22 protein-coding genes are annotated in these 23,925 nt (G+C 69.7%); 11 read left to right on the top strand and 11 right to left on the bottom strand.

The genetic code is table 11. The features are described 5' to 3' along the window. Positions 1-65: 65 nt before the first annotated feature. From ACLM5J_RS03190 to ACLM5J_RS03180, 3 genes are all read left to right on the top strand, one after another. Positions 66-989: a sulfite exporter TauE/SafE family protein gene (locus ACLM5J_RS03190; protein WP_413654565.1), complete on the top strand. Its 924-nt coding sequence runs from the start codon at positions 66-68 to the stop codon at positions 987-989. A gap of 196 nt (positions 990-1,185) precedes the next feature. Next, complete coding sequence (hutH, locus tag ACLM5J_RS03185) at positions 1,186-2,757, top strand: histidine ammonia-lyase (RefSeq protein ID WP_413654564.1); 1,572 nt, start codon at positions 1,186-1,188, stop codon at positions 2,755-2,757. Beyond that, positions 2,754-4,517 (top strand): urocanate hydratase, encoded by a 1,764-nt coding sequence (locus ACLM5J_RS03180; protein ID WP_413654562.1) that lies wholly within the window; start codon positions 2,754-2,756, stop codon positions 4,515-4,517. The genes hutH and ACLM5J_RS03180 overlap by 4 nt, the downstream gene beginning before the upstream one ends. On the opposite strand, the gene ACLM5J_RS03175 is transcribed toward ACLM5J_RS03180, so the two are convergent. The 3 genes from ACLM5J_RS03175 to ACLM5J_RS03165 are packed head-to-tail and all read right to left on the bottom strand — an operon-like array spanning position 4,492 to position 8,170. Then, positions 4,492-5,976, bottom strand: a complete 1,485-nt coding sequence (locus ACLM5J_RS03175) for an MFS transporter (protein ID WP_413654561.1) — start codon at positions 5,974-5,976, stop codon at positions 4,492-4,494. The two genes, ACLM5J_RS03180 and ACLM5J_RS03175, sit on opposite strands and share 26 nt — an antisense overlap. After that, entirely contained in the window at positions 5,973-7,301 is a 1,329-nt protein-coding gene (locus tag ACLM5J_RS03170) for a M20/M25/M40 family metallo-hydrolase (protein ID WP_413654560.1), read from the bottom strand. The genes ACLM5J_RS03175 and ACLM5J_RS03170 overlap by 4 nt, the downstream gene beginning before the upstream one ends. A gap of 23 nt (positions 7,302-7,324) precedes the next feature. Continuing rightward, positions 7,325-8,170, bottom strand: coding sequence for a hypothetical protein (locus ACLM5J_RS03165; protein WP_413654559.1), 846 nt, complete (start codon positions 8,168-8,170; stop codon positions 7,325-7,327). 117 nt (positions 8,171-8,287) lie between these two features. Here ACLM5J_RS03165 and ACLM5J_RS03160 point away from each other — a divergent pair, with 117 nt between their 5' ends. From ACLM5J_RS03160 to ACLM5J_RS03135, 6 genes are all read left to right on the top strand, one after another. Continuing rightward, entirely contained in the window at positions 8,288-8,896 is a 609-nt protein-coding gene (locus ACLM5J_RS03160) for a nitroreductase family protein (RefSeq protein ID WP_413654558.1), read from the top strand. Positions 8,897-8,998: 102 nt separating this feature from the next. Continuing rightward, entirely contained in the window at positions 8,999-10,204 is a 1,206-nt protein-coding gene (locus ACLM5J_RS03155) for an allantoate amidohydrolase (protein WP_413654557.1), read from the top strand. Continuing rightward, positions 10,201-11,499 carry a formimidoylglutamate deiminase gene (locus tag ACLM5J_RS03150; RefSeq protein ID WP_413654556.1) on the top strand — a complete coding sequence of 433 codons (1,299 nt, stop codon included), beginning with the start codon at positions 10,201-10,203 and terminating at the stop codon, positions 11,497-11,499. The genes ACLM5J_RS03155 and ACLM5J_RS03150 overlap by 4 nt, the downstream gene beginning before the upstream one ends. Beyond that, entirely contained in the window at positions 11,496-12,641 is a 1,146-nt protein-coding gene (gene hutI / locus ACLM5J_RS03145) for an imidazolonepropionase (RefSeq protein WP_413654555.1), read from the top strand. Before ACLM5J_RS03150 ends, hutI begins: the two co-directional genes overlap by 4 nt. A 128-nt stretch (positions 12,642-12,769) precedes the next feature. After that, on the top strand, positions 12,770-12,919 hold the full coding sequence (locus ACLM5J_RS03140; protein ID WP_413654553.1) for a hypothetical protein: 150 nt from the start codon (positions 12,770-12,772) through the stop codon (positions 12,917-12,919). A gap of 50 nt (positions 12,920-12,969) precedes the next feature. Beyond that, positions 12,970-15,933 carry a helix-turn-helix transcriptional regulator gene (locus ACLM5J_RS03135; protein ID WP_413654552.1) on the top strand — a complete coding sequence of 988 codons (2,964 nt, stop codon included), beginning with the start codon at positions 12,970-12,972 and terminating at the stop codon, positions 15,931-15,933. Positions 15,934-15,949: 16 nt separating this feature from the next. Here ACLM5J_RS03135 and ACLM5J_RS03130 read toward each other — a convergent pair whose 3' ends face one another. The 8 genes from ACLM5J_RS03130 to ACLM5J_RS03095 all read right to left on the bottom strand — a co-directional run bounded on the left by ACLM5J_RS03130 (position 15,950) and on the right by ACLM5J_RS03095 (position 22,703). Beyond that, positions 15,950-16,609 (bottom strand): hypothetical protein, encoded by a 660-nt coding sequence (locus ACLM5J_RS03130; RefSeq protein WP_413654551.1) that lies wholly within the window; start codon positions 16,607-16,609, stop codon positions 15,950-15,952. A gap of 98 nt (positions 16,610-16,707) precedes the next feature. After that, positions 16,708-17,136, bottom strand: a complete 429-nt coding sequence (locus tag ACLM5J_RS03125; protein WP_413654550.1) for a hypothetical protein — start codon at positions 17,134-17,136, stop codon at positions 16,708-16,710. Further along, the gene (locus ACLM5J_RS03120; protein WP_413654549.1) at positions 17,126-18,037 is read right to left on the bottom strand and encodes a hypothetical protein; all 912 of its coding nucleotides are present in this window, start codon (positions 18,035-18,037) and stop codon (positions 17,126-17,128) included. The genes ACLM5J_RS03125 and ACLM5J_RS03120 overlap by 11 nt, the downstream gene beginning before the upstream one ends. Continuing rightward, positions 18,034-18,321, bottom strand: coding sequence for a hypothetical protein (locus tag ACLM5J_RS03115; protein WP_413654547.1), 288 nt, complete (start codon positions 18,319-18,321; stop codon positions 18,034-18,036). Before ACLM5J_RS03115 ends, ACLM5J_RS03120 begins: the two co-directional genes overlap by 4 nt. 117 nt (positions 18,322-18,438) lie before the next feature. After that, complete coding sequence (locus ACLM5J_RS03110) at positions 18,439-19,575, bottom strand: sulfotransferase family protein (protein WP_413654545.1); 1,137 nt, start codon at positions 19,573-19,575, stop codon at positions 18,439-18,441. 91 nt (positions 19,576-19,666) lie between these two features. After that, on the bottom strand, positions 19,667-20,449 hold the full coding sequence (locus tag ACLM5J_RS03105; protein WP_413654544.1) for an SDR family oxidoreductase: 783 nt from the start codon (positions 20,447-20,449) through the stop codon (positions 19,667-19,669). Positions 20,450-20,608: 159 nt separating this feature from the next. Continuing rightward, positions 20,609-21,823 carry a hypothetical protein gene (locus ACLM5J_RS03100; RefSeq protein WP_413654543.1) on the bottom strand — a complete coding sequence of 405 codons (1,215 nt, stop codon included), beginning with the start codon at positions 21,821-21,823 and terminating at the stop codon, positions 20,609-20,611. Between the two features lie 4 nt (positions 21,824-21,827). Beyond that, complete coding sequence (locus tag ACLM5J_RS03095) at positions 21,828-22,703, bottom strand: TIGR03619 family F420-dependent LLM class oxidoreductase (protein ID WP_413654541.1); 876 nt, start codon at positions 22,701-22,703, stop codon at positions 21,828-21,830. Between the two features lie 79 nt (positions 22,704-22,782). On the opposite strand from ACLM5J_RS03095, the gene ACLM5J_RS03090 reads away from it, so the two are divergent. Continuing rightward, on the top strand, positions 22,783-23,211 hold the full coding sequence (locus tag ACLM5J_RS03090; protein ID WP_413654540.1) for a nuclear transport factor 2 family protein: 429 nt from the start codon (positions 22,783-22,785) through the stop codon (positions 23,209-23,211). Positions 23,212-23,328: 117 nt separating this feature from the next. Next, positions 23,329-23,925, top strand: coding sequence for a hypothetical protein (locus ACLM5J_RS03085; protein ID WP_413654538.1), 597 nt, complete (start codon positions 23,329-23,331; stop codon positions 23,923-23,925).

Here is a 23,925-nt window from a genome sequence, read left to right as displayed (position 1 = left end):
ATGTTTACTAAACCACTATATAAGCAGAACCTATCGGTGGTTCAGGCGGCAGAAGGGCTCGGAAAGTGCGCAAGTTGCTGGTTCTCGGATTCGTGGGGCTGTTGGCCCAGCTGATCGACGGCTCCCTCGGCATGGCCTATGGCGTCACCTCCTCGACCCTGCTGCTGGCCGCCGGCATCGCGCCCGCCGCCGCATCGGCCGCCGTCCACTTCTCCGAGATCGGCACCTCGCTGGTCTCCGGCATCTCGCACGCCAAGTTCGGCAACGTCGACTGGCGGACCGTCGGCATCCTCGCCGTCCCCGGCTTCGTCGGCGCTTTCGCCGGAGCCACCTTCCTGGTCAACATCGACGGCGACTCCGCGAAGCCGTGGGTGGCGCTGATCCTGCTGGCCCTCGGCGGTTATGTGATCTGGCGGTTCTTGATCCTGGGTGGGCGGCGTCCGCAGTTCAAGGGCCGCCCGACCGCTCGGTTCCTGGCGCCGATGGGCCTCTTCGGTGGCGCGCTCGACGCGATCGGTGGCGGCGGCTGGGGCCCGGTCGGGACCACCACTCTGCTTTCGTCGGGGCGCCTTGAGCCGCGCAAGGTGATCGGCTCGATCGACACCTCGGAGTTCGTCGTGGCGGTCGGTGGTTCGCTCGGCTTCCTGCTGGCGCTGGGCTCGTCGGGGATCGACTGGGCGATCGTCGTCGCGCTGCTCGGTGGTGGTGTGATCGCCGCCCCGATCGCCGCCTACCTGGTTCGGATCCTGCCCGCTCGGGTGCTCGGCGTCGCGGCCGGTGGTCTGATCGTGGTGACCAACGCCCGTACCCTGCTGCTCGCCCTCGGCGCCTCGGAGGCGGCGACCTGGTGGAGCGTCGGTGGCCTCTTCCTCGCCTGGGTCGCCGGCATCTACTGGGCCGTCCGCCAGGAGATCACCTCCCGCCGCAACGAAGCCGCCGAGATCGTGGACGACGTGGACGACGTCGACGGCCAGCTCACCCCCGCCTGACCCGAACCGTCAGGCAACCGCGCCGAACCGTCAGGCAACCGCGCCGAACCGTCATCTCCTCGCCTGGAGTTGACGGTTCGGTGCATCTGCCTGACGGCTCGGCGCGTATTGGTGACGGTTCGGGGGTCTCGGATCTGAGACAGAAGCGGGGGCGGTGGCTCTGGTCGGGGCGTGATGCGCGGCGCAGGCTGGGGGTATGAGTGAGCATCTTTCTTCTGCGGGGGCTGAGACCGTCGTTGTCGGGACCGGGCCGGTCTCGTTGGCGGAGCTGGTCGCGGTGGCTCGCGACGGAGCAGCGGTCCGGCTGAGCGACGAGGCGTTGAGTGCGATCGCGCGCGCTCGCGCGGTGGTCGAGGAGCTGGCCCAGGGGGAGACGCCCGCCTACGGGATCTCGACCGGGTTCGGGGCCCTGGCGACCCGGCACATCGCGCCCGAGATGCGGACCAGATTGCAGCAGTCGCTGGTGCGGTCGCACGCCGCGGGCTCCGGCCCTGAGGTGGAGACCGAGGTGGTTCGCGGCCTGATGCTGCTACGGCTCTCGACGCTCGCCACCGGGCATACCGGCATCCGCGACCGGACGGCGCAGCTGATGGCGGCTCTGCTCAGCGCCCGGATCACCCCGATCGTGCACGAGTACGGGTCGCTGGGCTGCTCGGGTGACCTCGCCCCGCTGGCGCACTGCGCCCTGGCGCTGCTCGGCGAGGGCGAGGTCCGCGACGCCGACGGGCGGCGTCAACCCGCCGCGGAGGCTCTGGCTTCGGCAGGCCTGACGCCGGTCGAGCTGGCAGCCAAGGAGGGGCTGGCCCTGATCAACGGCACGGACGGCATGCTGGCGATGCTGGTCCTCGCGATCCACGACCTGCGCCGACTGCTCCAGGTCGCGGACATCACGGCCGCGATGTCGGTCGAGGCCCAGCTCGGCACCGACCGGGTCTTCGCCGCCGAGCTGCAAGCGCTGCGACCGCACCCGGGTCAGGCCGCGAGTGCCGCGAACCTGGTCCGGCTCCTCGCCGACTCGGGCGTCGTCGCCTCGCACCGCGGCCCGGACTGCAACCGGGTCCAGGACGCCTACTCCCTGCGCTGCTCGCCGCAGGTGCACGGCGCCGCCCGCGACACCGTCGCCCATGCCCTCGCCGTCGCCGAACGCGAGCTGGCCAGCGCCATCGACAACCCCGTCGTCCTTCCCGACGCCGGCCGGGTCGAGTCGAACGGCAACTTCCACGGAGCGCCGGTCGCCTACGTCCTGGACTTCCTCGCGATCGCGATCGCCGATGTCGCCTCGATCGCCGAGCGCCGCACCGACCGTTTCCTGGACGTCGCCCGCAACCACGGTCTGCCGCCTTTCCTGGCCGACGACCCCGGAGTCGACTCCGGCCTGATGATCGCGCAGTACACGCAGGCCTCGATCGTCAGCGAGCTCAAGCGGCTCGCCGTGCCCGCATCGGTCGACTCCATCCCGTCCAGTGCCATGCAGGAGGACCACGTCTCGATGGGGTGGTCCGCGGGCCGCAAGTTGCGTCGTGCCGTCGATGGGTTGAGCCGGGTGCTGAGCATCGAGCTGCTGGCCGCCGCGCGGGCGCTGCAGTTGCGAGCGCCCTTGATCCCGTCGCCTGCCTCAGCCGCGGTGGTGGATCTCCTCGGCACGGTGGACGCCGGCCGCCCCGGGCCGGACCGGCATCTCTCGCCGGAGATCGACCGGGTGCACCACCAGGTTCAGAGCGGCGCGGTCCTGCGCGCCGTCGTCGATGCGATCGGAGAGCTGCAATGACGAACCCCCGCCTACCCATCCATGCCGCGCACGGCACCGCGTTGACCGCGCGCTCCTGGCAGACCGAGGCGGCGCTGCGGATGCTGCGCAACAACCTCGACCCCCAGGTGGCCGAACGGCCCGAGGAGTTGGTCGTCTACGGCGGCACCGGGAAGGCGGCGCGGAACTGGGAGGCCTACGACGCACTGGTCGCGGAGCTCACCGAGTTGGCCGACGACGAGACGTTGTTGGTGCAGTCCGGCAAGCCGATCGGGGTGCTCCGCACCCATGAGTGGGCGCCGCGGGTGCTGATCGCGAACTCCAACCTGGTGGGGGATTGGGCGAACTGGGAGGAGTTCCGCCGCCTCGAGCAGGCCGGGCTCACCATGTACGGCCAGATGACTGCCGGCTCGTGGATCTACATCGGCACCCAGGGCATTCTGCAGGGCACGTTCGAGACCTTCGCTGCGGTGGCGGACAAGATCTCGACAAGCTCGATCACCGACGGGGGCGGCTCGAGTACCGACGGGCACGGCACGATCACCGGGGGCCGCGGATCGATCACCGACGGGCACGGCTCGATCACCGACGCGCACGGCACGTTGGCCGGGACCATCACGCTCACCGCCGGACTGGGTGGGATGGGCGGCGCGCAACCACTGGCGGTGACCATGAACGGCGGTGTGGTGATCTGTATCGAGGTCGACCAGAGCCGGATCGAACGCCGGATCGCGCACCGGTACCTCGACGTCCAGGCGACCTCGCTCGACCATGCGCTGGAGTTGGCGGTGGCGGCGCGTGACGAACGGCGTCCGCTCTCGATCGGGGTGCTCGGCAACGCTGCCGAGCTGCTGCCCCGGTTGCTCGCACAGGAGGCGCCGATCGACATCGTCACCGACCAGACCTCAGCCCACGACCCGCTCTCCTATCTGCCGGTCGGGATCGAGTTCGCGGATTGGCGGGCCAGCGCGGCGCGGGACCCGGAGTGGTTCACCGAGCAGGCGCGTGCCTCGATGGCGGCGCATGTCGAGGCGATGGTGGGCTTCGCCGACCGGGGTGCCGAGGTCTTCGACTACGGCAACTCGATCCGCGACGAGGCCCGCAAGGGCGGCTACCAGCGGGCCTTCGACTTCCCGGGCTTCGTGCCGGCCTACATCCGTCCGCTCTTCTGCGAGGGGAAGGGGCCGTTCCGTTGGGCCGCGCTCTCCGGCGACCCGGCCGACATCGCCGCGACCGATGCCGCGGTGCTGGAACTCTTCCCCGAGAACGAACGGCTCCGCACCTGGATCACGATGGCGCAGGAGCGGGTCGAGTTCCAGGGCCTGCCGGCCCGGATCTGCTGGCTCGGCCTCGGCGAACGGCACCTGGCCGGGCTGAAGTTCAACGAGATGGTCCGCGACGGCGTACTCAAGGCTCCGATCGTGATCGGGCGCGACCACCTGGACTGTGGTTCGGTGGCGTCCCCCTATCGGGAGACCGAGTCGATGGCCGATGGATCGGACGCGATCGCCGACTGGCCGCTGCTGAACGCTCTGGTGAACACGGCGTCCGGGGCGAGTTGGGTCTCCATCCACCACGGCGGCGGGGTCGGCATGGGTCGATCGATCCATGCCGGTCAGGTCTGTGTCGCCGACGGCACCGAGTTGGCGGCCCAGAAGCTGGAGCGGGTGCTCACCAACGACCCGGCGATGGGCGTGCTCCGGCACCGCGACGCGGGGTACCGGCGCGCGGTGGAGGTCGGCACCGCCTTCGGGCTCAGGCCTGAGGTGGAGCAGGGCTGAGCTCGGCCTCCAACTCCTCGCGGACCACGAAGCCGTCGCGCGGTGCCAACGCCAACGCGACGGCGGCCAGGAGCGCGGCACCGGCGCAGACCGCCCACACCGTGAGGTAGCCCGAGAGCGGTGCGGTGGCCTCGTCGCTGCCCTCGATGCCCGGGCCGGCCAGAGCGATCGCGAAGATCGCCGAGGCGATGGCGCCGCCGACCGTCTTGGTGGCGTTGGTCATTCCGGTGGCGAAGCCGGTCCGTTGCGGTGGCGCGGCGGCTGCCGCTGCGGCCGGTAGCGCGGCGACCAGAGCACCCGACCCGACGCCGGCGATCGCCATGTTGATCAGGGCCTGGGCGGTCGTCTCGTGGAACGGCAGCCAGAGTGCGTATCCGGCCGCGACCAGGAGGCAGGCGAGCATCAGGGCGTTCCGGACGCCGAGCCATCGGGTGGTCAGCGGCAGCGTGAAGGCGCCGATCGCCAGCGTGATCACGTAGACGCCGATCAGGGTGCTGACGAACGCCGCCTCGGCGCCCAGGCCGTAGCCCCGGGCGTCGGGGTCGGCCTGCGCGAACGTGGACAGCGGGATCTGGCCACCCAGGACCGGGACGCCGAAGAGGAAGGCGGTCACCTGGATCGGCCACTGGCCCGGGTTCGCCAGCAGCCGGACGTCGACCAGCGGCTCGCGCTGTCGCAGCGAGTACCGGGTGAACGGCCACAGGCTGAGCAGGCCGAGGACGACCAGGGCCCAGGCCATGACGCTGTCCATGCCCTGAACGCGGACCACGACCAGACCGGCCATCACCAGGACCAGAGCCGTGGTGATCAGGGCGAAACCGGTCCAGTCGATGCCCCCACTGGAGTCACCGGGCGCGGACTCGATCCCTGCCCAGATCAGGAAGAAGACCGCGGTCACCACGATCGCGGGCAGTGCCAGGACCAGGTTCATGTCCCAGCTGTCGACGATCAGTCCGCTGGTCAGCGCGCCGACGATCACCGCGAGTTCAAGCACCCCGACCAGGACCGCCGCGCCCCGTCGGGTCAGGAGTTGCTGGCGTCCGGTGTTCCGGGTCCGGCGATGGATGATCGCGATCTCCAACGGAAGCCAGACCACGTAGGCGCCTTGGATCGCCCACCCGATCAGGAAGGTGGTGAAGTTCGGGGAGAGGACCAGTACCCAGGAGCCGATGGCGGTGGCCGCGGTTGCCAACAGCAGCACGGGTTTGTGCCCGATCAGGTCGCCGAGCCGGGCCAGGATCGGCACACAGAGGGCGCTCACGATGAGTTGCGCGGCCTCGAACCAGTTGACGTCGCCCTCGTGGATCGAGAGGTGCTTGGCGATCTGCGGATAGATCGGCGTGTAGTAGCCCTGCAGGATGCCGCTCGCCACCTCGACCGCGGCGAGGAAGCCGACGATCGCGGCGAGGCTGCGCACCCCCTGCTGGGTTGCCGATCGGGGCGTGGTCGGCGCGCTCATGCCGGGAGGCCTTCGAGTAGACGCCGGTACCAGTCGATGCCGTCGAGGAAGGCGTCCACCCCGAGATGCTCGTCGTAGGAGTGGATCGACTCGCGCTGCTCCTTGGTCATCCGGAACGGAGCGAACCGGTAGACCCGGTCGCAGATCTCGGTGAAGAACCGGGAGTCGGTCGCGGCCATCATCACGTAGGGCGCAGGGACGGCGTCGGGGAAGAGTCGGCTGATCGTCGACTCGATCAACGCGAAGGCGTCGTCCCGCGGTGAGATCGGTGAGGGCTCGTTCCGTTCCAGGACGTCGATGCGGATCTCGTCGTCCGCGATCACCTTACGGATATGGGCGATCGCCTCGTCGACGGTGTCGCCGACCATCACCCGGATGTTGACGCCCGCCTTCGCTCTGGCCGCGATCACGTTGAGCGCCGGAGACCCGGAGAGCGTGGTGACCGCGAAGGTGGTGCGGACCAGCGCGGCGGCCTCGGGGCCTGCTGCGATCAGCGCCCGGGCGAAGAGTGGCCCCATTCGGGTGGCTTGGCTGATGAGCGGTCGGAGTGGAGCGGGAACCCCGGCCCCGATCCGGCGGAAGAGCTCCACGGTGGGTTCTGGGAGGTGGGGCGCCATAGGGGCTGCGTCCAGCCGGGTGATCGCCCGGGCGATCCGTGCCGTCGGACCGTTGCGGGCCGGCGTGCTGGCGTGGCCGCCGCGGCCCTCGGCGTGCAGTTCCAGCGAGGTCACGCCCTTCTCGCTGACGCCGACGACGCCGATCGGTGCGCTCACCCCGGGGAACGCCTGGTGCGCGATGGCGCCGCCTTCGTCGAGCACGAACCACGGGGAAACGCCGCGCTCGCGCAGCGCCGCGACAGCGAGTGGTGCGGAGTCGCCCGACACCTCCTCGTCGGCGCCGAAGGAGAGCCAGACGTCCTGGGCCGGAGTGACGCCGTCGGCCAGCATCCGTTCGACAGCCTCACAGATCGCGACCAGCGAGCCCTTGTCGTCCAGGGTGCCGCGGCCCCAGATCGCGCCGTCGGCGATCTCGGCGCTGAACGGCGGGTACTGCCACTCGCCCTCCACCGGCACCACATCGATGTGCGCCATCAGCACCACCGGGTGGGTGGCGGCGGCCCCGGGCCAGCGGTACAACACGGCGTGGTCGTGGATCTCGATGCGCTCCAGGTGCTGGTGCAGGAGCGGGAATGAGGCGGCCAGCTCGGCGTGGAAGTCGTCGAACGCGCGACGGTCGATCGCGCCCGGGTCACGGTAGGAGACCGTGGGAATCCGGACCAGTCGTTGCAGCTTGCTCACCGCATCGGTGTGGGAAGACCCTGACATGGATCGACCCTACTGCCGTGCGGTCAGAATTCGGGGCTGCTCCGGCGCTTCGACATGCCCAGACCGACCGCCACCCGGGCCAGGAGCACGGTGGCCGCCACCGCGGCTGAGATCAGGATCGTCTGTTCCAGACTCGAGGTCACCACGTCCCAGACGGTGACGGCGATCTCGTCGGAGTTGTCGGCGACCACCTGCCTGCCGACCGCGACCGCCGCCCAGAGCACGGTGAGGGCGAGCAGCGAACCGATCGCCAGACCGCCCAGGGTGGCCAGTCGCCGCCGGGCGGTGACCAGGGTGATGATCGCCAGCAGGCCCCAGGCCACCGGAAGCCAGAAACCGGCGACGCCCAGAGCCCGCCACGCGGTCTGGGCCTGTTCCAGCTCCTCGGTTCCGGCGACCTCGACGGTCAGGTCGCGATTACTGAGGTCGAGTCGCTGGTTGACCCCTTCGCGCAGCAGTGCTGCCGTGACCGAGTCGGCCAGCGGCGCGAGGTCGATCCGCATCCGGTCGCCGGCCACGATCCGGTCGCCGTCCATGATCCGCACCAGTTCCTGATGGGCGATCTTGTTGGCGCTCTTCCAGACCGGCGGGAACTGGCTGCTGCCGACGACCTCGGCCACGGCACGGCGGACGCCGGTACGGACCTCGGGACGCTGCGCCGCGGGTGATCCGATCGCCAGCAGGGTGGCTGCGGTCAACCGGGTCGCGGCGGCCGTCGTCACCGTCGGATCGTCGGCCAACGGCGCGACGGTCTCGACGTAACGGTCGGTGTCGGTGACCACCGCGCTGAACCAGGCGCTGGTCAACGCCACCGGCAGGAGGAGGCAGGTGAGCACGGAGAGCAGCCAGGTCGCGGGACGAGGAATCACAAGGAAAACCTAGGCGACGGGGTTTAGCCGGGCCAAGGCCCGGGGATGAGGACGGGGCATGCCTTGTTGGCCGGTGGCATCTCGGGCGTCACCGGCCAGGCACGGCATGATCAGGGCATGGAGTTTCGTGACGTTGTGCGCCGTCGTCGGATGGTCCGGGCCTATGACCCGCGGCCGGTGGAGCCCCCCGTGGTCGATCGGATGCTGGAGCACGCGGTGCGTTCACCCAGCGCCGGGTTCAGCCAGGGGTGGGCCTTCCTGCGTCTCGACACTCCCGAGGACGTCGCCCGGTTCTGGCGCTCCACCTCCCCGAACCCAGAGGCCAGCAACCCGTGGCTCGACGGCATGCGGACCGCGCCGGTGGTGATCGTGCCGCTCTCGCACAAGGACGCCTACCTCGACCGCTACGCAGAGCCGGACAAGGGTTGGACGGACCGTGATGAGGCGCGCTGGCCGGTCCCGTACTGGCACTGTGACACCGCGATGGCGTCGTTGCTGATCCTGCTGACGGCGGTCGACGAGGGCGTCGGCGCCTGCTTCTTCGGGGTTCCCCCGACCCGCCACGACGCGTTCCGCGAGGAGTTCGGGGTGCCGGCCGGCTACACCCCGGTCGGTGCGATCACGGTGGGCTATCTCCCGGAGCGCGACGGCGTGGTGGGGTCGTCGGTGCGGCGGTCGCGGCGCGGCGTGGACCAGGTCGTCCATCGTGGAAACTTCGGCGGCTGACCAGAGGCATCGCGTATAGATCGCGTTAAGTCTCGTATCTGAGACTTGAACGACGGGGCTCCCCGTTGACCGCGAGCCCGGCCCCAGAGTGGACTGTGCTGCATGGGGTGGGAACAGATGTGGCGAGACCTCGCACCGGTCGGCCTGGCCGCCGTCGGCGGTGGCTACCGCCGCGAGGGGTTCGGTACCGCCGAACGTGAGTTGCAGGCCTGGTTCCTGGAGGAGGCGCGCAACCGCGGCCTGGAGATCGAGCAGGACGCGATCGGTAACACCGTGGCGTGGTGGCGTCCCGACGGCGCCACCGGCCGCGGCGTACTGACCGGCTCACACCTCGACTCGGTCCCCGACGGCGGTGCCTTCGACGGACCACTCGGCGTCGTCTCCGCCTTTGCCGCCCTCGACCTGATCCGGGAGAACGGGACCCTCCCGGCGCGCCCACTGGGGATCGCGGTCTTCGTCGAGGAGGAGGGGTCCCGCTTCGGGCTCCCGTGCCTCGGCTCGAGATGGGCGGTCGGTGCGCTGGACGAGGGTGCCGCCACCGTGCTGCGGGACCGAGCCGGGACCGGACTCGTCGACGTCCTCGACCAGCACGGACTGGGTTTGGCGCCCTCCACCCTGCTCGACGACGTCGCCGTCTTCGTCGAGCTCCATGTCGAGCAGGGGCGGGAGCTGGCGCTCCTCGACGCGCCGGTCGGCGTCGCCAGCGGGATCTGGCCGCATGGCCGCTACCGCTTCGACTTCACCGGGCAGGCCAACCACGCCGGAACCACGGCGATGGACGAACGCCACGATCCGATGCTCACCTTCGCGATGACCGCCCTCGCCGCCAACAAGCAGGCCCGGCTCGGTGGCCAACGGGCGACCTTCGGCCGGGTCGAGCTCGAACCGGGCAGCACCAACGCCGTGCCGCGCCAGGTGCGGGCCTGGCTCGATGCCCGGGCCGCGACCGAGGAGGCTCTCGCCGACCTGGTCGACGCGGTGCTTCGTCAGGGCCGTGAGCGCGCCGCCCGCGACGGCACCGTGCTGGAGCTGACCACCGAGTCGCACAGCGGGCTGGTGCAGTTCGACCCCGACCTGGTCCAGCGGGTCGCCGCACGTCCCACCGGACGGCTCCCCGTGCTGGCCACCCAGGCCGGGCACGACGCGGGGGTGCTGGCGAGCGTGGGGATCGCGACCGCGATGCTCTTCGTGCGGAACCCGACCGGGATCTCGCACGCCCCCGAGGAATTCGCTGAGACCGCCGACGCGCTGGTCGGCGTCGAGACCTTGGCGCAGACGTTGCTGGCGATGGCGGGGACCCACCGATGAGACTGCTGCTGCAACACGCGGTGGTGGCTGGCGAGACCCTCGACGGCGTCCTGGTGGAGATCACCGACGGCCGGTTCACCGCGGTGACCGCGGGAGCTGAAGATCCGAACGTCGAGACCGTGCCGGGGCTGGCGTTGCCCGGCTTCGCGAACGCGCACAGCCACGCCTTCCATCGTGCACTGCGCGGACGGACCCAACGCACCGGCACCTTCTGGAGTTGGCGCAACGAGATGTACCGCCTTGCGGAGCGGCTCGACCCGGACCGGCTCCACGAACTCGCGGTGGCGACCTACACCGAGATGCTCTGCGCCGGGATCACCACGGTCGGCGAGTTCCACTACCTCCACCACGGCCCCGGCGGCGTCCGCTACGACGACCCGAACGCGATGGGACAAGCCTTGATCGAGGCCGCTGCCGTGGTCGGGATCAGGATCACCCTGCTCGACACCTGCTATCTCACCGCGGGCATCGGTCGGCCCGCCGAAGGAGTACAGCTCCGCTTCAGCGACGGCGACGCGGAGAGCTGGGCGCAGCGGCTGGGCCGACTGCGCAGCACCGACACCGCGCGGATCGGGGCCGCCCTGCACTCGGTGCGCGCCGTGCCGCGCGACCAGATGGGCACCGTGGTCCGGGCCGCGCGCGGGATGCCGCTCCATGTGCACCTGAGCGAACAGGTCGCCGAGAACGACGAGGCGTTGGTGGCTTGGGGATTGACGCCTACCGAGGTCCTGGCGTCGGCCGGTGCCCTCGGCCCGCAGAGCACCTTGGTGCACGGCACCCACCTGACCAGCGATGACGTCGGCATGCTGGGGCGCGCGGACACGTTCGTCTGTTTCTGTCCCACCACCGAGCGGGACCTCGGCGACGGGATCGGCCCGGGCCGGGAGTTGGCGGCCGCTGGCGTGCGGATGGCGCTCGGTACCGACAGCCACGCGGTGATCGATATGTTCGAGGAGATGCGTGGACTGGAGATGAACGAACGGCTCGCCACCCAGCGGCGCGGCCTCTGGCGGCCCGCCGAACTGCTGGCCGCCGCGACCGCCCACTCCCAAGCCAGTCTGGGGTTCGACGACGCCGGAGAGATCGCCGTCGGGGCGAGGGCGGACCTGGTCATCATCGACCCGGCCTCTCCGCGAACCGCTGGCTCCGGGAAGGATCTCGCCGGTGGGGTCTTCGCCGCCACCGGTGCTGATGTGGCTGCCGTGATGGTCGACGGTCGATGGCACGACATCCCTGCTGTACGCGACGGCCTGGGCGCTCGCCTGGACGGCGCGATCGAGAGGGCGTGGGCGTGAACTCCGTTATTTTCCAGGGGATCGGTGAACTCACCACCTGGGACCAGGACCTCCCACAGCGCAACGCCGCCGCCCTGTTGGTCGTCGACGGCCGGGTCGCCTGGCACGGACCGGCCCGCGAGGCCCCTGCCGCCGATGCCGCCGTCGACCTCGGCGGAGCCGCGGTGATCCCTGGTTTCTGCGACTCCCACTCCCACCTCGTCTTCGCCGGTGACCGATCCGCCGAGTTCGCGGCCCGGATGAGCGGAGAGCCTTACCAGGCAGGGGGGATCCGGTCCACGGTCGCGGCGACCCGGGCCGCGAGTGACGAGCAGCTGGCGGCGAACCTGGCGCGGCTGGTCGGCGAGATGCAGAGCCAGGGCACCACCACGCTGGAGGTGAAGAGTGGCTACGGGTTGAGCGTCGTGGACGAGGCCCGTTCGCTGGCGATCGCCCGTCAGATCACCGACGAGACCACCTTCCTCGGTGCGCACGTGGTGCCGGACGGGATCAGCGCCGACGACTACGTGGACCTGGTCACCGGCCCGATGCTGACCGCCGCGGCTCCGCATGCCCGGTGGATCGACGTCTTCTGCGAGCACGGCGCGTTCGACGTCGACCAGGCGCGCACGGTGCTGGCGGCGGGCCACCGGGCCGGGCTCGCGGGTCGGCTGCACGCCAACCAGCTCGGCCCCGGCCCCGGCGTCCGGTTGGCCTGTGAATTGGGCCTGGCCGCCGTCGACCACTGCACCTACCTGACGCCGCCCGACATCGACGCGCTCGCCGGTTCGGGCACGATCGCCACCCTGCTGCCCGGCGTAGAGTTCTCCACCCGGTCGCCGTGGCCTGAGGCCCGCGGCCTCCTCGACGCCGGCGTCCGGGTCGCGCTGGCGACCGACTGCAACCCTGGGTCCAGCTTCACCTCCTCGATGCCGTTCTGCGTGGCGCTCGCGGTCCGCGAGATGCGGATGACTCCGATCGAGGCACTGCGGGCCGCCACGGAGACCGGCGCGCAGGCCCTACGTCGCGACGACGTGGGCCACCTCAGAGTCGGCGCGCGAGCCGATTTCGCGGTCCTCGCGGCGCCGTCCGCGATCCACCTGGCCTACCGGCCCGGGGTGCCGTTGGTGGCCCAGACCTGGCGCCGCGGCCGGCCGGTATGAGCGCGGTCACCCTCATCTGAGGCACCTGAACGGCCTACCTAAGGCACTCTCCTCATGTGTGGCCCTACCTCAGGGAGGCACAGTCGTCTCATCGACTAGTTCAGACGAGTTCAGATGGGAGAGACACCATGAGTCACAACGATTACCTGGCCCGCGCAGAGGTTGCCTACCGCGCCGAGCGTGTCCGCAACACGTGGGGCATCTCGCGTCGCAAGCGGAACGAAGAGAACTACGCGCGGCCCGTCAGCCGCCCGCTGCCGCTCGAAGGCGAGAACTGAGCCTCGCCGCTGCGCGGCCTTCTGGGCCTCCTGGTGCGACTACCGGCATCATGGAGACCGTGGCAGCTGCTGGCTCTCAACAGACCCTGGTCGGACGTGATCGCGAGCTCGATGAACTGAGCTCGATGTTAGCGATCACTTCGCCGGGGTCTGCTGCGCGTCGGGACTTCCACATCACGCTGCTGGCCGGTGACGCCGGGGTGGGCAAGACCCGGCTGTTGACCGAGCTGCGTGACCGGGCCTTCGCCCAAGGGTGGCAGGTGGCGGCCGGCCACTGCCTCGACTTCGGCGACAGTGCCCTCCCGTACCTTCCTTTCTCCGAGATCCTCGGTCGGCTGGCCAGCTCCTCGCCCGAGGTGGTTGAGCGGATCGGCGCACTGCACCCCGGACTGGCCCGCCTGCAGCCCGGACGCCGGGTGCTCAGCGACGACGCCGACGAGCGGACCGCCGTCGACCGGGCCGAACTCTTCGAGGCGTTGCACGCGCTCTTCGCGGCAGCCGCCGCCGAGCGTCCGCTGCTGGTGGTGATCGAGGACGCGCACTGGGCCGACTCCTCCACCCTGGACCTGATCAGCTTCTTCTGCTCGCGCCCCTTCGACGAGCCGGTCGCGATGGTGGTCAGCTATCGCGGCGAGGATCTGCACCGCCGGCACCCGCTGCGGGCCAAGGTCGCGGCCTGGACCCGGATCGCGGGGGTCGGCCGGATGCAGCTCAACCCGCTCGACGACGCTGCCGTGCGGCAGATGGCGTTGGAGCTCCACCCCGAACCGATCACCGAACTCGATCTGGCCGGCATCGTGGACCGCGCCGAGGGCAACGCCTTCTTCGTGGAGGAGTTGGTCGGCGCCGCCAAGGCCGGGGCCGGGGCCGGTGTCCCCGACGACCTGGCCGACCTGCTGTTGGTCCGCTTGGACCGCCTCGACGACCAGGCCCGCCAGGTGGTTCGGGTGATGTCGGCGGCCGGACGCCGGGTCTCGCACGAGTTGCTGGCCGCAGCGAGTGGGCTCGACGACGTGGCGCTGGAGCAGGGTCTGCGCGCAGCCGTCGAGTCCCATGTCGTGGTTGCTGCCGGGCGGCACGGGTACGCGTTCCGTCATGCGCTCTTGGCCGAAGCTGTCTACGACGACCTGCTGCCCGGCGAACGGGTGCGGCTGCATGCCGCCTACGCCGAGGCGCTGAGCAGCGGCGCGGCGCCAGGTACCGCAGCCGAGCTGGCCCGTCACGCTCGGGCCGCACTCGACCTGGGCACCGCGTTGAAGGCGAGCATCCGGGCCGGTGACGAGGCGATGGCGGTGGGCGGCCCGGACGAGGCGGCGCACCACTTCGAACATGCGTTGGAGATCGCCGCCGACCCGAACCACCGCGGTGACGTCGACGTCTCGGGACTGGTTCTCAAGACTGCCGATGCCCTGGTCGACAGTGGGAACGCGACCCGCGCGCAACAACTGCTGGACCGGCACATCAAACAGCTCGACGGCGACGTCGACCCGGTGGTCGCCGCCCAGCTTCACCTCCAGCTCGCCTACTCCGCGTTGCTCAACGACAACGACACCGACTGGCAGGCGCACCTGCGCACCGGACAGGCGCTGATCCCCAACGACGGTTCGCGCGAACGCGCGAAGCTACTCGCTCTGACGGCGCGGATCCTCTCCTTCCGGATGCCGACCGAGGCGCGTGAAGTGGCCACCGAGGCGCTCGCCCTGGCCGAGACGAACAACCTGCCGAAGACGGTCTCCGACGCGACCACGACTCTGGTCGGGTTGGACCGCGAGGTGCCGATGGACCAGTTGGCCGCAGCGCTGGAGGCGAGCGCGTCGAGGGCATTCGCCTCCGGAGCGTTGGGGGCCGAGCTGCGGGCGCTCTTCCTGCTCGGTCGCGGTTACCAGGATCGGGGCCTCTTCGAGGAGGCCGAAGAGACGTTCGGTCGCGCCAGCCAACGCGCCGGCGTCCACGGCATCCCGTGGGCGCCCTACGCCTTCGACGCCCGGCTGCAGCACGCCCAGGTGGCCTACCTCGCCGGGCGGTGGGACCGCGTCCTCGAACTGACCGACATGGGCGGGCAGGCCCCGCCACTGGTGCCTGAGGCTCTGCTGGTGAGCTGGCAGGCGGCGGTCCTCTCGGCGCGCGGCGTCCCACAGCGCGCCCGGCTCAAGGGGCTGCACTGGCTGTGGCAGCAGGAGGGGATGATCGCGATCGCGGCAGCGCCGGTCGAGATCACCGAGGCCGGACTGGCCGGGAAGCCCGACGAGGCGCTGGCGCTGGAGCGGAAGGTGCTCGAGGTGCTCGCGCCCAACTGGGGCGAACTGTTCCAGGCCCGGGTGCGGCTCTGTGCGGTCACCATCGGCGCAGTGGCACACACGATGGGCGAGCAGAGCGCCGAGCAGCGGGAACGGCTGGTGGCCGAGGCGGATCGGTTGTCCGAGGTCGGTGCCAAGGTGGTGCAGCACCAGCGCGAGGCCGGCGGCTTCTGGGGCCCCGAGGGCCAGGCCTGGGCGAAGCGGGTCCGAGCCGAGACGCTGCGCGTGCACTGGCTGGCCGGGATCTCGGCGCCTGATCTACCCGCGTTGGTGAGCGCGTGGGAGGACAGCATCGACGCGTTCGCCATCTTGCGCCACCCCTACGAGACGGCGACCTCGCAGCTGCGCGCCGCCGAGGTGCTCCGCGCCGCCGGCGAATCCGCCGTGGCCCGGGAGCTCGCTCAGCAGGCGCGGACGACCGCAGAGAAGCTGGGTGCCACCGTGCTGTTGGATCAACTTCGCGCCTTCGGTGGGCAGAGCCAACGGCCCAGCGCTTCGCGCAACGTGCTGAAGCGTGGTGTGGAGCCGTTGACGCCGCGCGAACGCGAGATCCTCGACCTCGTCGCGCAGGGCCGGAGCAACGGTGAGATCGGCAAGCAGCTCTTCATCAGTACCAAGACGGTCAGCGTGCATGTGTCGAACATCCTGGCCAAGCTCGGTGCCGCGGGCCGTACCGAAGCGGCTGCGATCGCACGGCGTGAGGGACTGTTGCGCTGATTGCTGACTGAGCGGGTCAGTCGACGACGTCGATGCCCAGCTCGGCTGCCAGGAGCGGCGCCCAGAGTTGGAGTTGCTCGGAGTCGATGGTGATCCCGGCGAGGCTGCGGATCCCGGAGATCGACTCCAGTGCGCTGCCGCGCAGGTCCACGTCCGAGAGGTCGCCACCGTGCACGGTCAGCTGGCCGATCCGGCACCCGCTGAGCGCCACCCGACGTGCGGTTGCTTCCACCAGGTCGAGGTCGGTGATCTGGCAGTCGGTGAACCTGATGTCGAGCAGTGCGGCGTTGCGGAGGTTCAGGTAGCCGATCTTGCAGCCGACGAAGTGGACGCCACGCCAGTCGACGTCGTACGCCTCCAAGGAGCCGATCCGACCGCTGACCTCGACCTCGCGCCACTGCGACCGAGCGGCCTTGGTCGCCGGTGCGTCGAGGTCGACCCAGCTGACCTCCGTCAGCCGCGACCCGCCGAGGTCCAGCGCGTCCGCCTGGATCGACTCGAGGCGGCACATGTCGATCCTGGCCCCGGTCAGGGAGAGGCTGGGGGAGGAGAACTCGGTGAAGAGCTCGCCCTCGAGGTCGGCGCGCGCTCGCAGATCGTCCCGATCCCCTGCGGTGAGGTCGCCGAGCGCCAACGGAGAGACGGCTGGTTGGCGTGGTCGATCGGCGCGGGACAACGGGACCTCCGAGGTGACGTGGTGGACGGACGCTCAGGTTGTCATGGCGGTCCGACACCCAGGGGTGGGGTGCCTGCGCAGGTCGCGCACCTGGCCTGCTACTCGTCGTCGGGGAACCTCAGCAGGAGTTCATCGAAGAGGTCGGCGAAGTCCGGATAGTCGGTGTGCTCGACGGTGGCGGCGATGGTCCAGGCGACGCCGTCGACCAGCCAGGTCCGGGCCTCGGTCATCAGGTCGTAGCCGTCGTTGCGATGCCAGAGCCTCAGATAGGACATCTCCCGGGCCGGGCAGGGGTAGATCTCCGCCTCCTCCAGATCGGCCTCGCCGAGCGCGGCCAGGTAGGTGGAGATCAACTGGCTCTGAAACTCGGCCAACGACGCCGCGGTCGGATCGTGGGCCACCATCGCCCGTGGCCGGAAGCCACTGGCGGGAAGCCAGTCCGCCGCAAGCAGCAGGTCGACGCGTGGGGTGGTGGAGGGAGTGGAGACCCAGCGGGGCGGGATCTGCAAGGTGGGTTCACTGCTCATCGTTGCGCTCCGACAGTTTGCGCCCGATCCAGGAGCCGGCGCTGCCGCCGGTCTCGGCGCAGGCGGCGAGCAAGGACTTGGGGAGTCGGGCCCGGGTACAGAGGGCCAGCCCGGCGAGTGCGCCGCCGGCCTCCAGGCCGGGGAGCGTGGCGGCGCGGACGAGACGGTCGAGGATCGAGTCGCCGGGGAGATCGAGGAGGCCTGGGCCTGCCGTCTCCTCGGCCAGCGCAGCGAGCCGGGAGAGGTCGATCCGTGGTAGGTCGGGCAGATCCGGTAGGTCGGGCAGACCCGGGAGGTCGGGCAGATCCGGGAGGTCGGGAAGCGACGGCAGGTTCGGCGCGGGAAGATCCGGGAGGAGGTCGCCCAGAGTGCCGAGCACGGAGCCACGTTCGTGAGGCTCTTCAACCGCCGGGGGAGGGGCCAACGCGTGGAGCAGCGCGGTGACGGCCTCCGCGTAGTCCGCATGGGCCTCGGCTTCGATCTCCCGAGCCCGCGCCGCGACGGCGACGGCATGGTCCAGTGCGGTGGCCCGAGCCTCGTTCAGGGGCTGCGCCTCCTCGAACGTCGGCAACGCGGTGTCGGCGCTGATCCCGGCCTTGCGAGCTATCGCCCGGGCATGGAGCAGCTCCGCTCCCGCCTCGCGCAGCGCCGTCGCGAGCGCGCCGAGCCGTAGCGCGAGATCGCGGCAGGTGCCGCGGAGCCGGTCGCTGGTCGACAGGTGGCGGGTGCAGACGGTGCGAAGCCGATCTCCGGCGGGACTGGCCCAGTCCTCGGTGGAGCGGGTCCGGACCGTGGCCGCGACCTGGGCGCCATCGTCGAGTGCATCGGCCAAACTCCGCAGCGCCGCGGCCGCCTGATCGCAACCCTCCGGGTCGCCGTCCAGAACCAGGGAGATGCTCATGAGAGCGCCTCTTTCGCCTGAAGGTCCAGGAACAGCGCGATCCCGCCGTCCGTCTCGGGGTAGAGCCGGAGACAGAAGAGGACCGCGCCACAGAGGTCGTCGAAGCCGGCTCCCAGAGCCGCGCACTGGGTCGAGATCTCGGTGACCGCGGTGCGGGTCAGCGTGGTGGAGACGCCGACGTCAGGTGACGGCAGAGTGCTTGCCGCAGCAAGCCTCGTGGCAACGGAGTGCAGCGGCCGGGGGTAGTTGGCTACTGCGTCATGGTCGAAATCGATGTCGCTCATGCGGCGAAGCTAGGAGCGGTTCGCCGCGAACGACGGTGTGCCGCGAAGCGACTGTGGATGGCCGCGTGAACAAGTCGTGGCTTCACGCCACGACCCGCTCACGCGGCCATCGTGTGATCAGAAGGCGGCGCGGACCTCGGCGTCGCTCAGCCCGTAGTCGGCTAGCGAGTAGCGGTGCGCGGGCCGCTTGCCGCCCTGTCGCGACTCGGCGTCCATCTCCTCGACCGCCGCAGCGACCTGGCTGTTCCAGTCCAGATCGAACGTGTCGTAGATCCGGCGCGTGGTCGACACGGGGTCGGCGACGAACTCCTGGTAGTCGACGTCGATGAACTGCGCGGCCGGGTAGTTCGTCCGAGCCTTCGCGAACGCCGCATGCGAGCGCGACAACATGTCCAGTTGGGTGCGGCCGATCGTCTCGCCGACGAACGTCGTCGACCAGCCCTCGGTCGCCTCGGCGGAGAGCGAACAGGCCGACGCGATCGAGACCACCGGGTCGCGGTGGGTCTGCACGATCAACGCGTCCGGATAGACCGCCATCAGCGCGTCCAGTGCGGCCAGGTGCGAGGGGTTCTTGAGTACCCAGCGGCGGTCCGTGTCGTGCAGTCCGATCAGCTGCAGGTTCGCCTTGTGTCGCTGGTAGGCCGGCGTCCAGTCCTGCTCGGCCAGCCATGCCGCGTAGCGCGGCACGTGAGCCAGGCTCTCGAAGCCGATCGACATGCCTGCCTGGCGCAGGATCCGCCAGCACTCCTCGACGCTGGTCGCATCCATGTAGTGGATGCCCATGAACTCGGGGCTCTCCACGTGGTGTGCGGAGTAGGCGGCGTTGATCCCGGCGAAGATCGGGTTCGCCTCCCAGGTCTCCCGAGGCGGTCGCGGCTGCGGGAACTCGGTCAGCCAGACCTCCAGACCCTGGTGCCGCTGGTCGGCGGTCAGCAGTCGGTGCAACGCGGTGGTTCCGGTACGGGGGAGCCCGACCACGAAGATCGGGCGCTCGATCCCGACGTCGGCGTACCCGGGGTTGTCGGTGAACCCCTGCTGGCTCAGCAGGCGACCCACCAACGCGCTCTTCACCTGGGAGCGCTGCATGTAGTTGCCGACGCCGGTCAGCCCGGCGGTCTCTGCATTCAGGTCGTCCACGAGCAGGCGCAGGCCCTCCTCGTGCTCGGTCCCGCCGAAGTCGGTCAGTCCGGTGGTTCGGACCGCCGCTGCGGCAATGTCGTCGAAGCTGCCGACGTCGGCGCGTTCGCGGGGCATGGGTGTTCCTCTCTCAGTTGTCTCTATTGGTGCACGACAACTTGCGGGGCTCGGCTCGACCACCGCTCACCGGTGATCGAGCTTGTCGAGATCAGTTGTCGTGGAACTCGCCGCAGTCGACGTTCAGCATCGTTCCGGTGACGGCCGAGGACAGGTCGCTGGCGAAGAAGAGCGCGGCGCGGGCCACTTCGTCGGCGGTGGCAAGGCGCTTGAGGTCGGTCGGGGCGGCCTTCTCGGCGTAGACCTCCTCGTGGGTGCGGCCGGACTCGCTCGCGAGCCAGTCGAAGTAGGCCTTGTTGACGTCCTCGTAGATGTAGGACGGCGCGATCGAGTTGACCCGGATACCGCGCGGCCCGAGCTCGGTGGCCAGCGACGAGGCGAGGTGCTTGAGGGTGCCCTTGGAGAGCTTGTAGCCCGAGTAGATCGGGTCGGAGTGGTGGACGACGCAGGAGTTCAGCATCACGATCGACCCCTTGGTCTTCGCGAGCTCGTCGGCGAAGAGGGCGGAGAGGCGCAGCGGCGCGAAGACGTTGGTCTCCTGGGCGGCACGCAGGGTGTCGAGCTCGAGGGTGCTGATCGGCTCCATCGGGGGGATGCCGAAGGCGTTGTTGATCAGGCAGTCGACCTTGCCGAACTCGGCGACGGCCTTCTCGACGAGCGCAGCGCGCTGTTCCTCGTCGGTGATGTCGGTGGGCACGATCAGCGCCCGACGGCCGTACGACTCGACGACCTCCGCCATCTTCTTGAGGCGCTTCTCGGTACGCGAGACCAGCACCAGATCCGCGCCCATCTTCGCGGCCTCCTCGCCGAGCGACCGCCCGAGGCCGGGACCAACACCAGAGAGGACGACAACTTTGTCGGTAAGAAGAGTCATGCCGGTCACAGTAGAACCTGTTGCAGTTCCCCGTCGAGGGGTTGTCTCATTCGTGTCAAAACTCTGACACTTTTCTCCCGAGGGTGCACAAATGGCGCGCGAGAAAACACTCTCGCGCGCCATTTGTGTGCCCTGGGGGGCTATTTATGAGCCCTCGGGCTAGGAGATCATCCGGCGGGCGATGCCGACCTGGCGCTGCTCGATGCGCGCGGTCCAGTCGGAGTCGCTGATCTTGTTCTGCTCGAAGTACGGCAGGTGCTGGACGACCTCGTTGAAGGGGACCACCTGGACCCGGGGGCCGTCGTCGGCGGTGAGATCGCGCGCGACCCGCTGCCAGCGCAGCATGGTGACGCCGAGCGGGTGCTCGGTGGTGTCGAGCCAGTTCGCGATGCCGGGGTTCTTCGCGGCGATCACGTAACGGATCATGCCGTCCTCGTCGACCTGCGACTGGGCGCGGGTCATCGAGCTCTGCCGGTGCTCGTAGTCGGTCGACACGTACCACCGCGACCCGATCTGGATCGCCTGGTACGGCGCCGCGTCGCAGGCCGGCACGGTCACGATCATCGCCTGCTCGACGCCGTCGACCGGGCGCAGGTCGTAGTGCCCGATCGAGGAGAACTGGCTGGCCAGTCCGCCGGGGGTCGAGGCCGGCACGGTGAGCGTGTTGACCGGCTCCTTGTAGGTGAACCACTGCGGGAAGGCGTACCAGGTCGGGATCCGCCCGGTCAGCAGCTTCGCAGCGACGCCGTACCGCTTGGCGATCGGTGCCGGGGCGAACGGCGCCCGCGGGACGCCGGCGGTGTCCAGGCGCTGGATCCGGATGGTGCCGCGCTCCTCGGTCATCCAGTCGCTGTACACCTCCCGGATGATCAGGGTGGCGCCCTTCTTGAGCCCCAGCTCCGGACCGAAGGTCCAGCTGAACGAACCGTCCTCGGCGACGTCGAGGCTCCGGTCGTCGAAGGCGGCCACGCTGGTCGGCGCACCCTCGGCCGAGTAGCCGCCGTCCATGATCTGGAAGGAGAGGTCCGCGGTGGTGCCGCGGACCCCGCTCACCTCGTAGCTGGCGCCTTCGGTCAGGTAGGCGTTGAAGTAGATGGCATCCGGGTTGTCCAAGCCCTGACGCGCGTACTGGTGCGTCGGGTTGATCAGGACCGGGTGCTCGACGTCGTAGTCGAACGCCATCTGGATGGCCGAGCGGATGCTTCCGGCGAGGTACTCGTGACCCTCCGCCAGTTCCGCAGGGGTGACCTCGAACGGCGGGTTGTTGATCAGACGATCAGCTTCGCGGACGGCGTCCGCGAACGCCTGGGCGCCGTTCGAGAGGAGCTCGGCTGCGGCCAGGGTCTCGGGAGACTGCTGCACCTGCTCGGCCATCGTCTCAGTTGACCTTCGCGATGACGCCGTTGGCGAACCGCTCCAGGGCGGCCACCTTGACCTCGAGCGGCTCGGTGTCCTGACCCTTGATGTAGGGCACCCGGAAGCCGACGATGCAGTCGGTGACGCCCTTGTCCTCGAGGCGCTTGATGCCGTCGACGCTGTAGGCGTCGGTCGAGATCACGTGGATCTGGAAGTCGTCGCGGGTGTCGCCCTCCTCGGCCCGGATCTCGGCCAGACGGGTGAGCAGGCGGTCCAGTTCCTCGCCGTCGCCACCGGCGTGCATCCAGCCGTCGCCCTTGCGGACGGCGCGGCGCAGCGCTGCGTCGCTGTGGCCGCCGACGAGCAGCGGGATCGGCTCGGTCGGGGCGGGGGTCTGCTTCATCTCGGCGATGTCGTAGAAGTCGCCGTGGTACTCGAAGAACTCACCGGTGGTGAGGCCCCGGAAGATGTCGATGCACTCATCCATCCGCTTGCCGCGCTTCTCCCACGGCACGCCCATCGCCACGAAGTCCTCGGGCCACGGCGAGAGGCCGACGCCCATGGTCAGACGGTTGTTGGAGAGGAAGGAGACCGAGGCGGCCTGCTTGGCGATCAGCACCGGCGGACGGACCGGCAGCTTGAGCACGAACGGCGTCAGGCGCAGCGTCTTGGTGACGGCGAAGACGTGGGCGCAGAAGATCATCGTCTCGATGAACTCCTTGTCCTCGAGGAACTCCCGGTCGCCGGTGTCGGTGTAGGGGTACCGCGAATCCGACTCCTTGGGGTAGATCAGGGAGTCGGCAACGGTCATCGAGGTGTACCCGGCGGCCTCGGCTGCCTGGGCAAGCGGAGCGTAGAGCTCGGCACGGGTCATCGCTTCGGCGTAGGTGAATCGCATGACGGTCACAGTAGAACGTGTTCCAAATCTCTGAAAGGGTGAATCCCGACCGTTGACACACCCAAATCTGGAGAGCCCGATGGAACTGACCGAGGTTGCAGACCGGATCGAGATCACCGACGTGATCACCCGCTACACCCGCGCCGTCGACACCCGGAACTGGGAGGCGTTGCACCGCGACGTCTTCACCGCCGACGCCGTCCTCGACTACTCGGTGGTCGGTGGACCGGTCGGGCCGCCCAGTGAGGTGGTCGGCTGGATCGAGAAGGGGATGGCCGGCTTCGACCGGTACCAGCACCTGATCGGACAGGTTTCGATCACCTTCGAAGGCGCGGACCGGGCCGAGGTCACCGCCTACTTCACCAACCCGATGGTCTCGCGGGCTCCCGACGGCACGGAGAAGCTGTGGGAGGTCGGCGGCTACTACCACCACACGATGGTCCGTACCGAGCAAGGCTGGCGCTCGGCCCGGTTGGTCGACGACATGGTCTGGACCCGCGGCTTCTGAGCCCTGACGCCGAGGGCGGGCCGAGCCGTCGAAGTTGGTGAGGAAGCGGCCGGATGCGGACTCCTTTGCAAGAATGGTCCGCAGTCATGTCCACCCGCCCTCAGGGAGCGTCTCGAAGTGTCCGACCACGAGGAGAACCCGGTCACCAACGGCCTGGTAGCCCTGGCCACCGTGGCCATCGTCGTCGGCATCCTGGGCGGGCTCGGCGCCGTCGTCGCCACCAAGGTGGTCGGCCTCGGGGATGCCAGTGAGGCTGCCGCCGACTCGACCGGCCAGGGCGGCGCATCGCTGATCATGCCGGACCCGGTCCCGACCGAGGCCGAGTCCGGGCCGTTGGTCACCCTCGCGCCGTCGCAGAACGAGACCTTCACGACCTCCCCGGACGCCAGCGACGACGCCAGCGACGAGCCGAGCCAGAACGAGAAGCCGGCCAAGAACAAGAAGGAGATCACCCTCTCCCAGGGTGCCTTCGAGGTCGCCCCCGGCGAGAAGCTCTACCTCTCCGGGATCTACCCCGGTGGCGAGGGCAGCGTGCTCGACGTCGAGTACCGGATCGACGGCGGCGCCTGGACCGGCTTCCCGGTCGACGTCAGCGTCTCGAACGAGACCTTCTCGACCTACGTCGAGACCTACAAGACCGGCTCGATCGAGTGGCGCGTCGTCGACAAGGCGACCAAGAAGGTCTCCAACTCGGTCAAGGTGCGGCACGGCTGA

Source organism: Nocardioides sp. Bht2 (assembly GCF_047308515.1).
In the GTDB taxonomy this organism is placed as follows: Bacteria; Actinomycetota; Actinomycetes; order Propionibacteriales; family Nocardioidaceae; genus Nocardioides.
This window is presented reverse-complemented; position numbering and strand designations above follow the sequence as displayed.

What these genes read in the sequence shown, in the direction of transcription:
- ACLM5J_RS03115 (WP_413654547.1), bottom strand. Translation starts at nt 18,321, where the DNA reads ATGAGCGACATCGATTTCGACCATGACGCAGTAGCCAACTACCCCCGG.
- ACLM5J_RS03105 (WP_413654544.1), bottom strand. Translation starts at nt 20,449, where the DNA reads ATGACTCTTCTTACCGACAAAGTTGTCGTCCTCTCTGGTGTTGGTCCC.
- ACLM5J_RS03155 (WP_413654557.1), top strand. Translation starts at nt 8,999, where the DNA reads ATGGGGTGGGAACAGATGTGGCGAGACCTCGCACCGGTCGGCCTGGCC.
- ACLM5J_RS03090 (WP_413654540.1), top strand. Translation starts at nt 22,783, where the DNA reads ATGGAACTGACCGAGGTTGCAGACCGGATCGAGATCACCGACGTGATC.
- ACLM5J_RS03135 (WP_413654552.1), top strand. Translation starts at nt 12,970, where the DNA reads ATGGAGACCGTGGCAGCTGCTGGCTCTCAACAGACCCTGGTCGGACGT.
- hutH (WP_413654564.1), top strand. Translation starts at nt 1,186, where the DNA reads ATGAGTGAGCATCTTTCTTCTGCGGGGGCTGAGACCGTCGTTGTCGGG.
- ACLM5J_RS03180 (WP_413654562.1), top strand. Translation starts at nt 2,754, where the DNA reads ATGACGAACCCCCGCCTACCCATCCATGCCGCGCACGGCACCGCGTTG.
- ACLM5J_RS03140 (WP_413654553.1), top strand. Translation starts at nt 12,770, where the DNA reads ATGAGTCACAACGATTACCTGGCCCGCGCAGAGGTTGCCTACCGCGCC.
- ACLM5J_RS03160 (WP_413654558.1), top strand. Translation starts at nt 8,288, where the DNA reads ATGGAGTTTCGTGACGTTGTGCGCCGTCGTCGGATGGTCCGGGCCTAT.
- ACLM5J_RS03120 (WP_413654549.1), bottom strand. Translation starts at nt 18,037, where the DNA reads ATGAGCATCTCCCTGGTTCTGGACGGCGACCCGGAGGGTTGCGATCAG.
- ACLM5J_RS03170 (WP_413654560.1), bottom strand. Translation starts at nt 7,301, where the DNA reads ATGTCAGGGTCTTCCCACACCGATGCGGTGAGCAAGCTGCAACGACTG.
- ACLM5J_RS03100 (WP_413654543.1), bottom strand. Translation starts at nt 21,823, where the DNA reads ATGGCCGAGCAGGTGCAGCAGTCTCCCGAGACCCTGGCCGCAGCCGAG.
- ACLM5J_RS03125 (WP_413654550.1), bottom strand. Translation starts at nt 17,136, where the DNA reads ATGAGCAGTGAACCCACCTTGCAGATCCCGCCCCGCTGGGTCTCCACT.
- ACLM5J_RS03095 (WP_413654541.1), bottom strand. Translation starts at nt 22,703, where the DNA reads ATGCGATTCACCTACGCCGAAGCGATGACCCGTGCCGAGCTCTACGCT.
- ACLM5J_RS03175 (WP_413654561.1), bottom strand. Translation starts at nt 5,976, where the DNA reads ATGAGCGCGCCGACCACGCCCCGATCGGCAACCCAGCAGGGGGTGCGC.
- ACLM5J_RS03150 (WP_413654556.1), top strand. Translation starts at nt 10,201, where the DNA reads ATGAGACTGCTGCTGCAACACGCGGTGGTGGCTGGCGAGACCCTCGAC.
- ACLM5J_RS03110 (WP_413654545.1), bottom strand. Translation starts at nt 19,575, where the DNA reads ATGCCCCGCGAACGCGCCGACGTCGGCAGCTTCGACGACATTGCCGCA.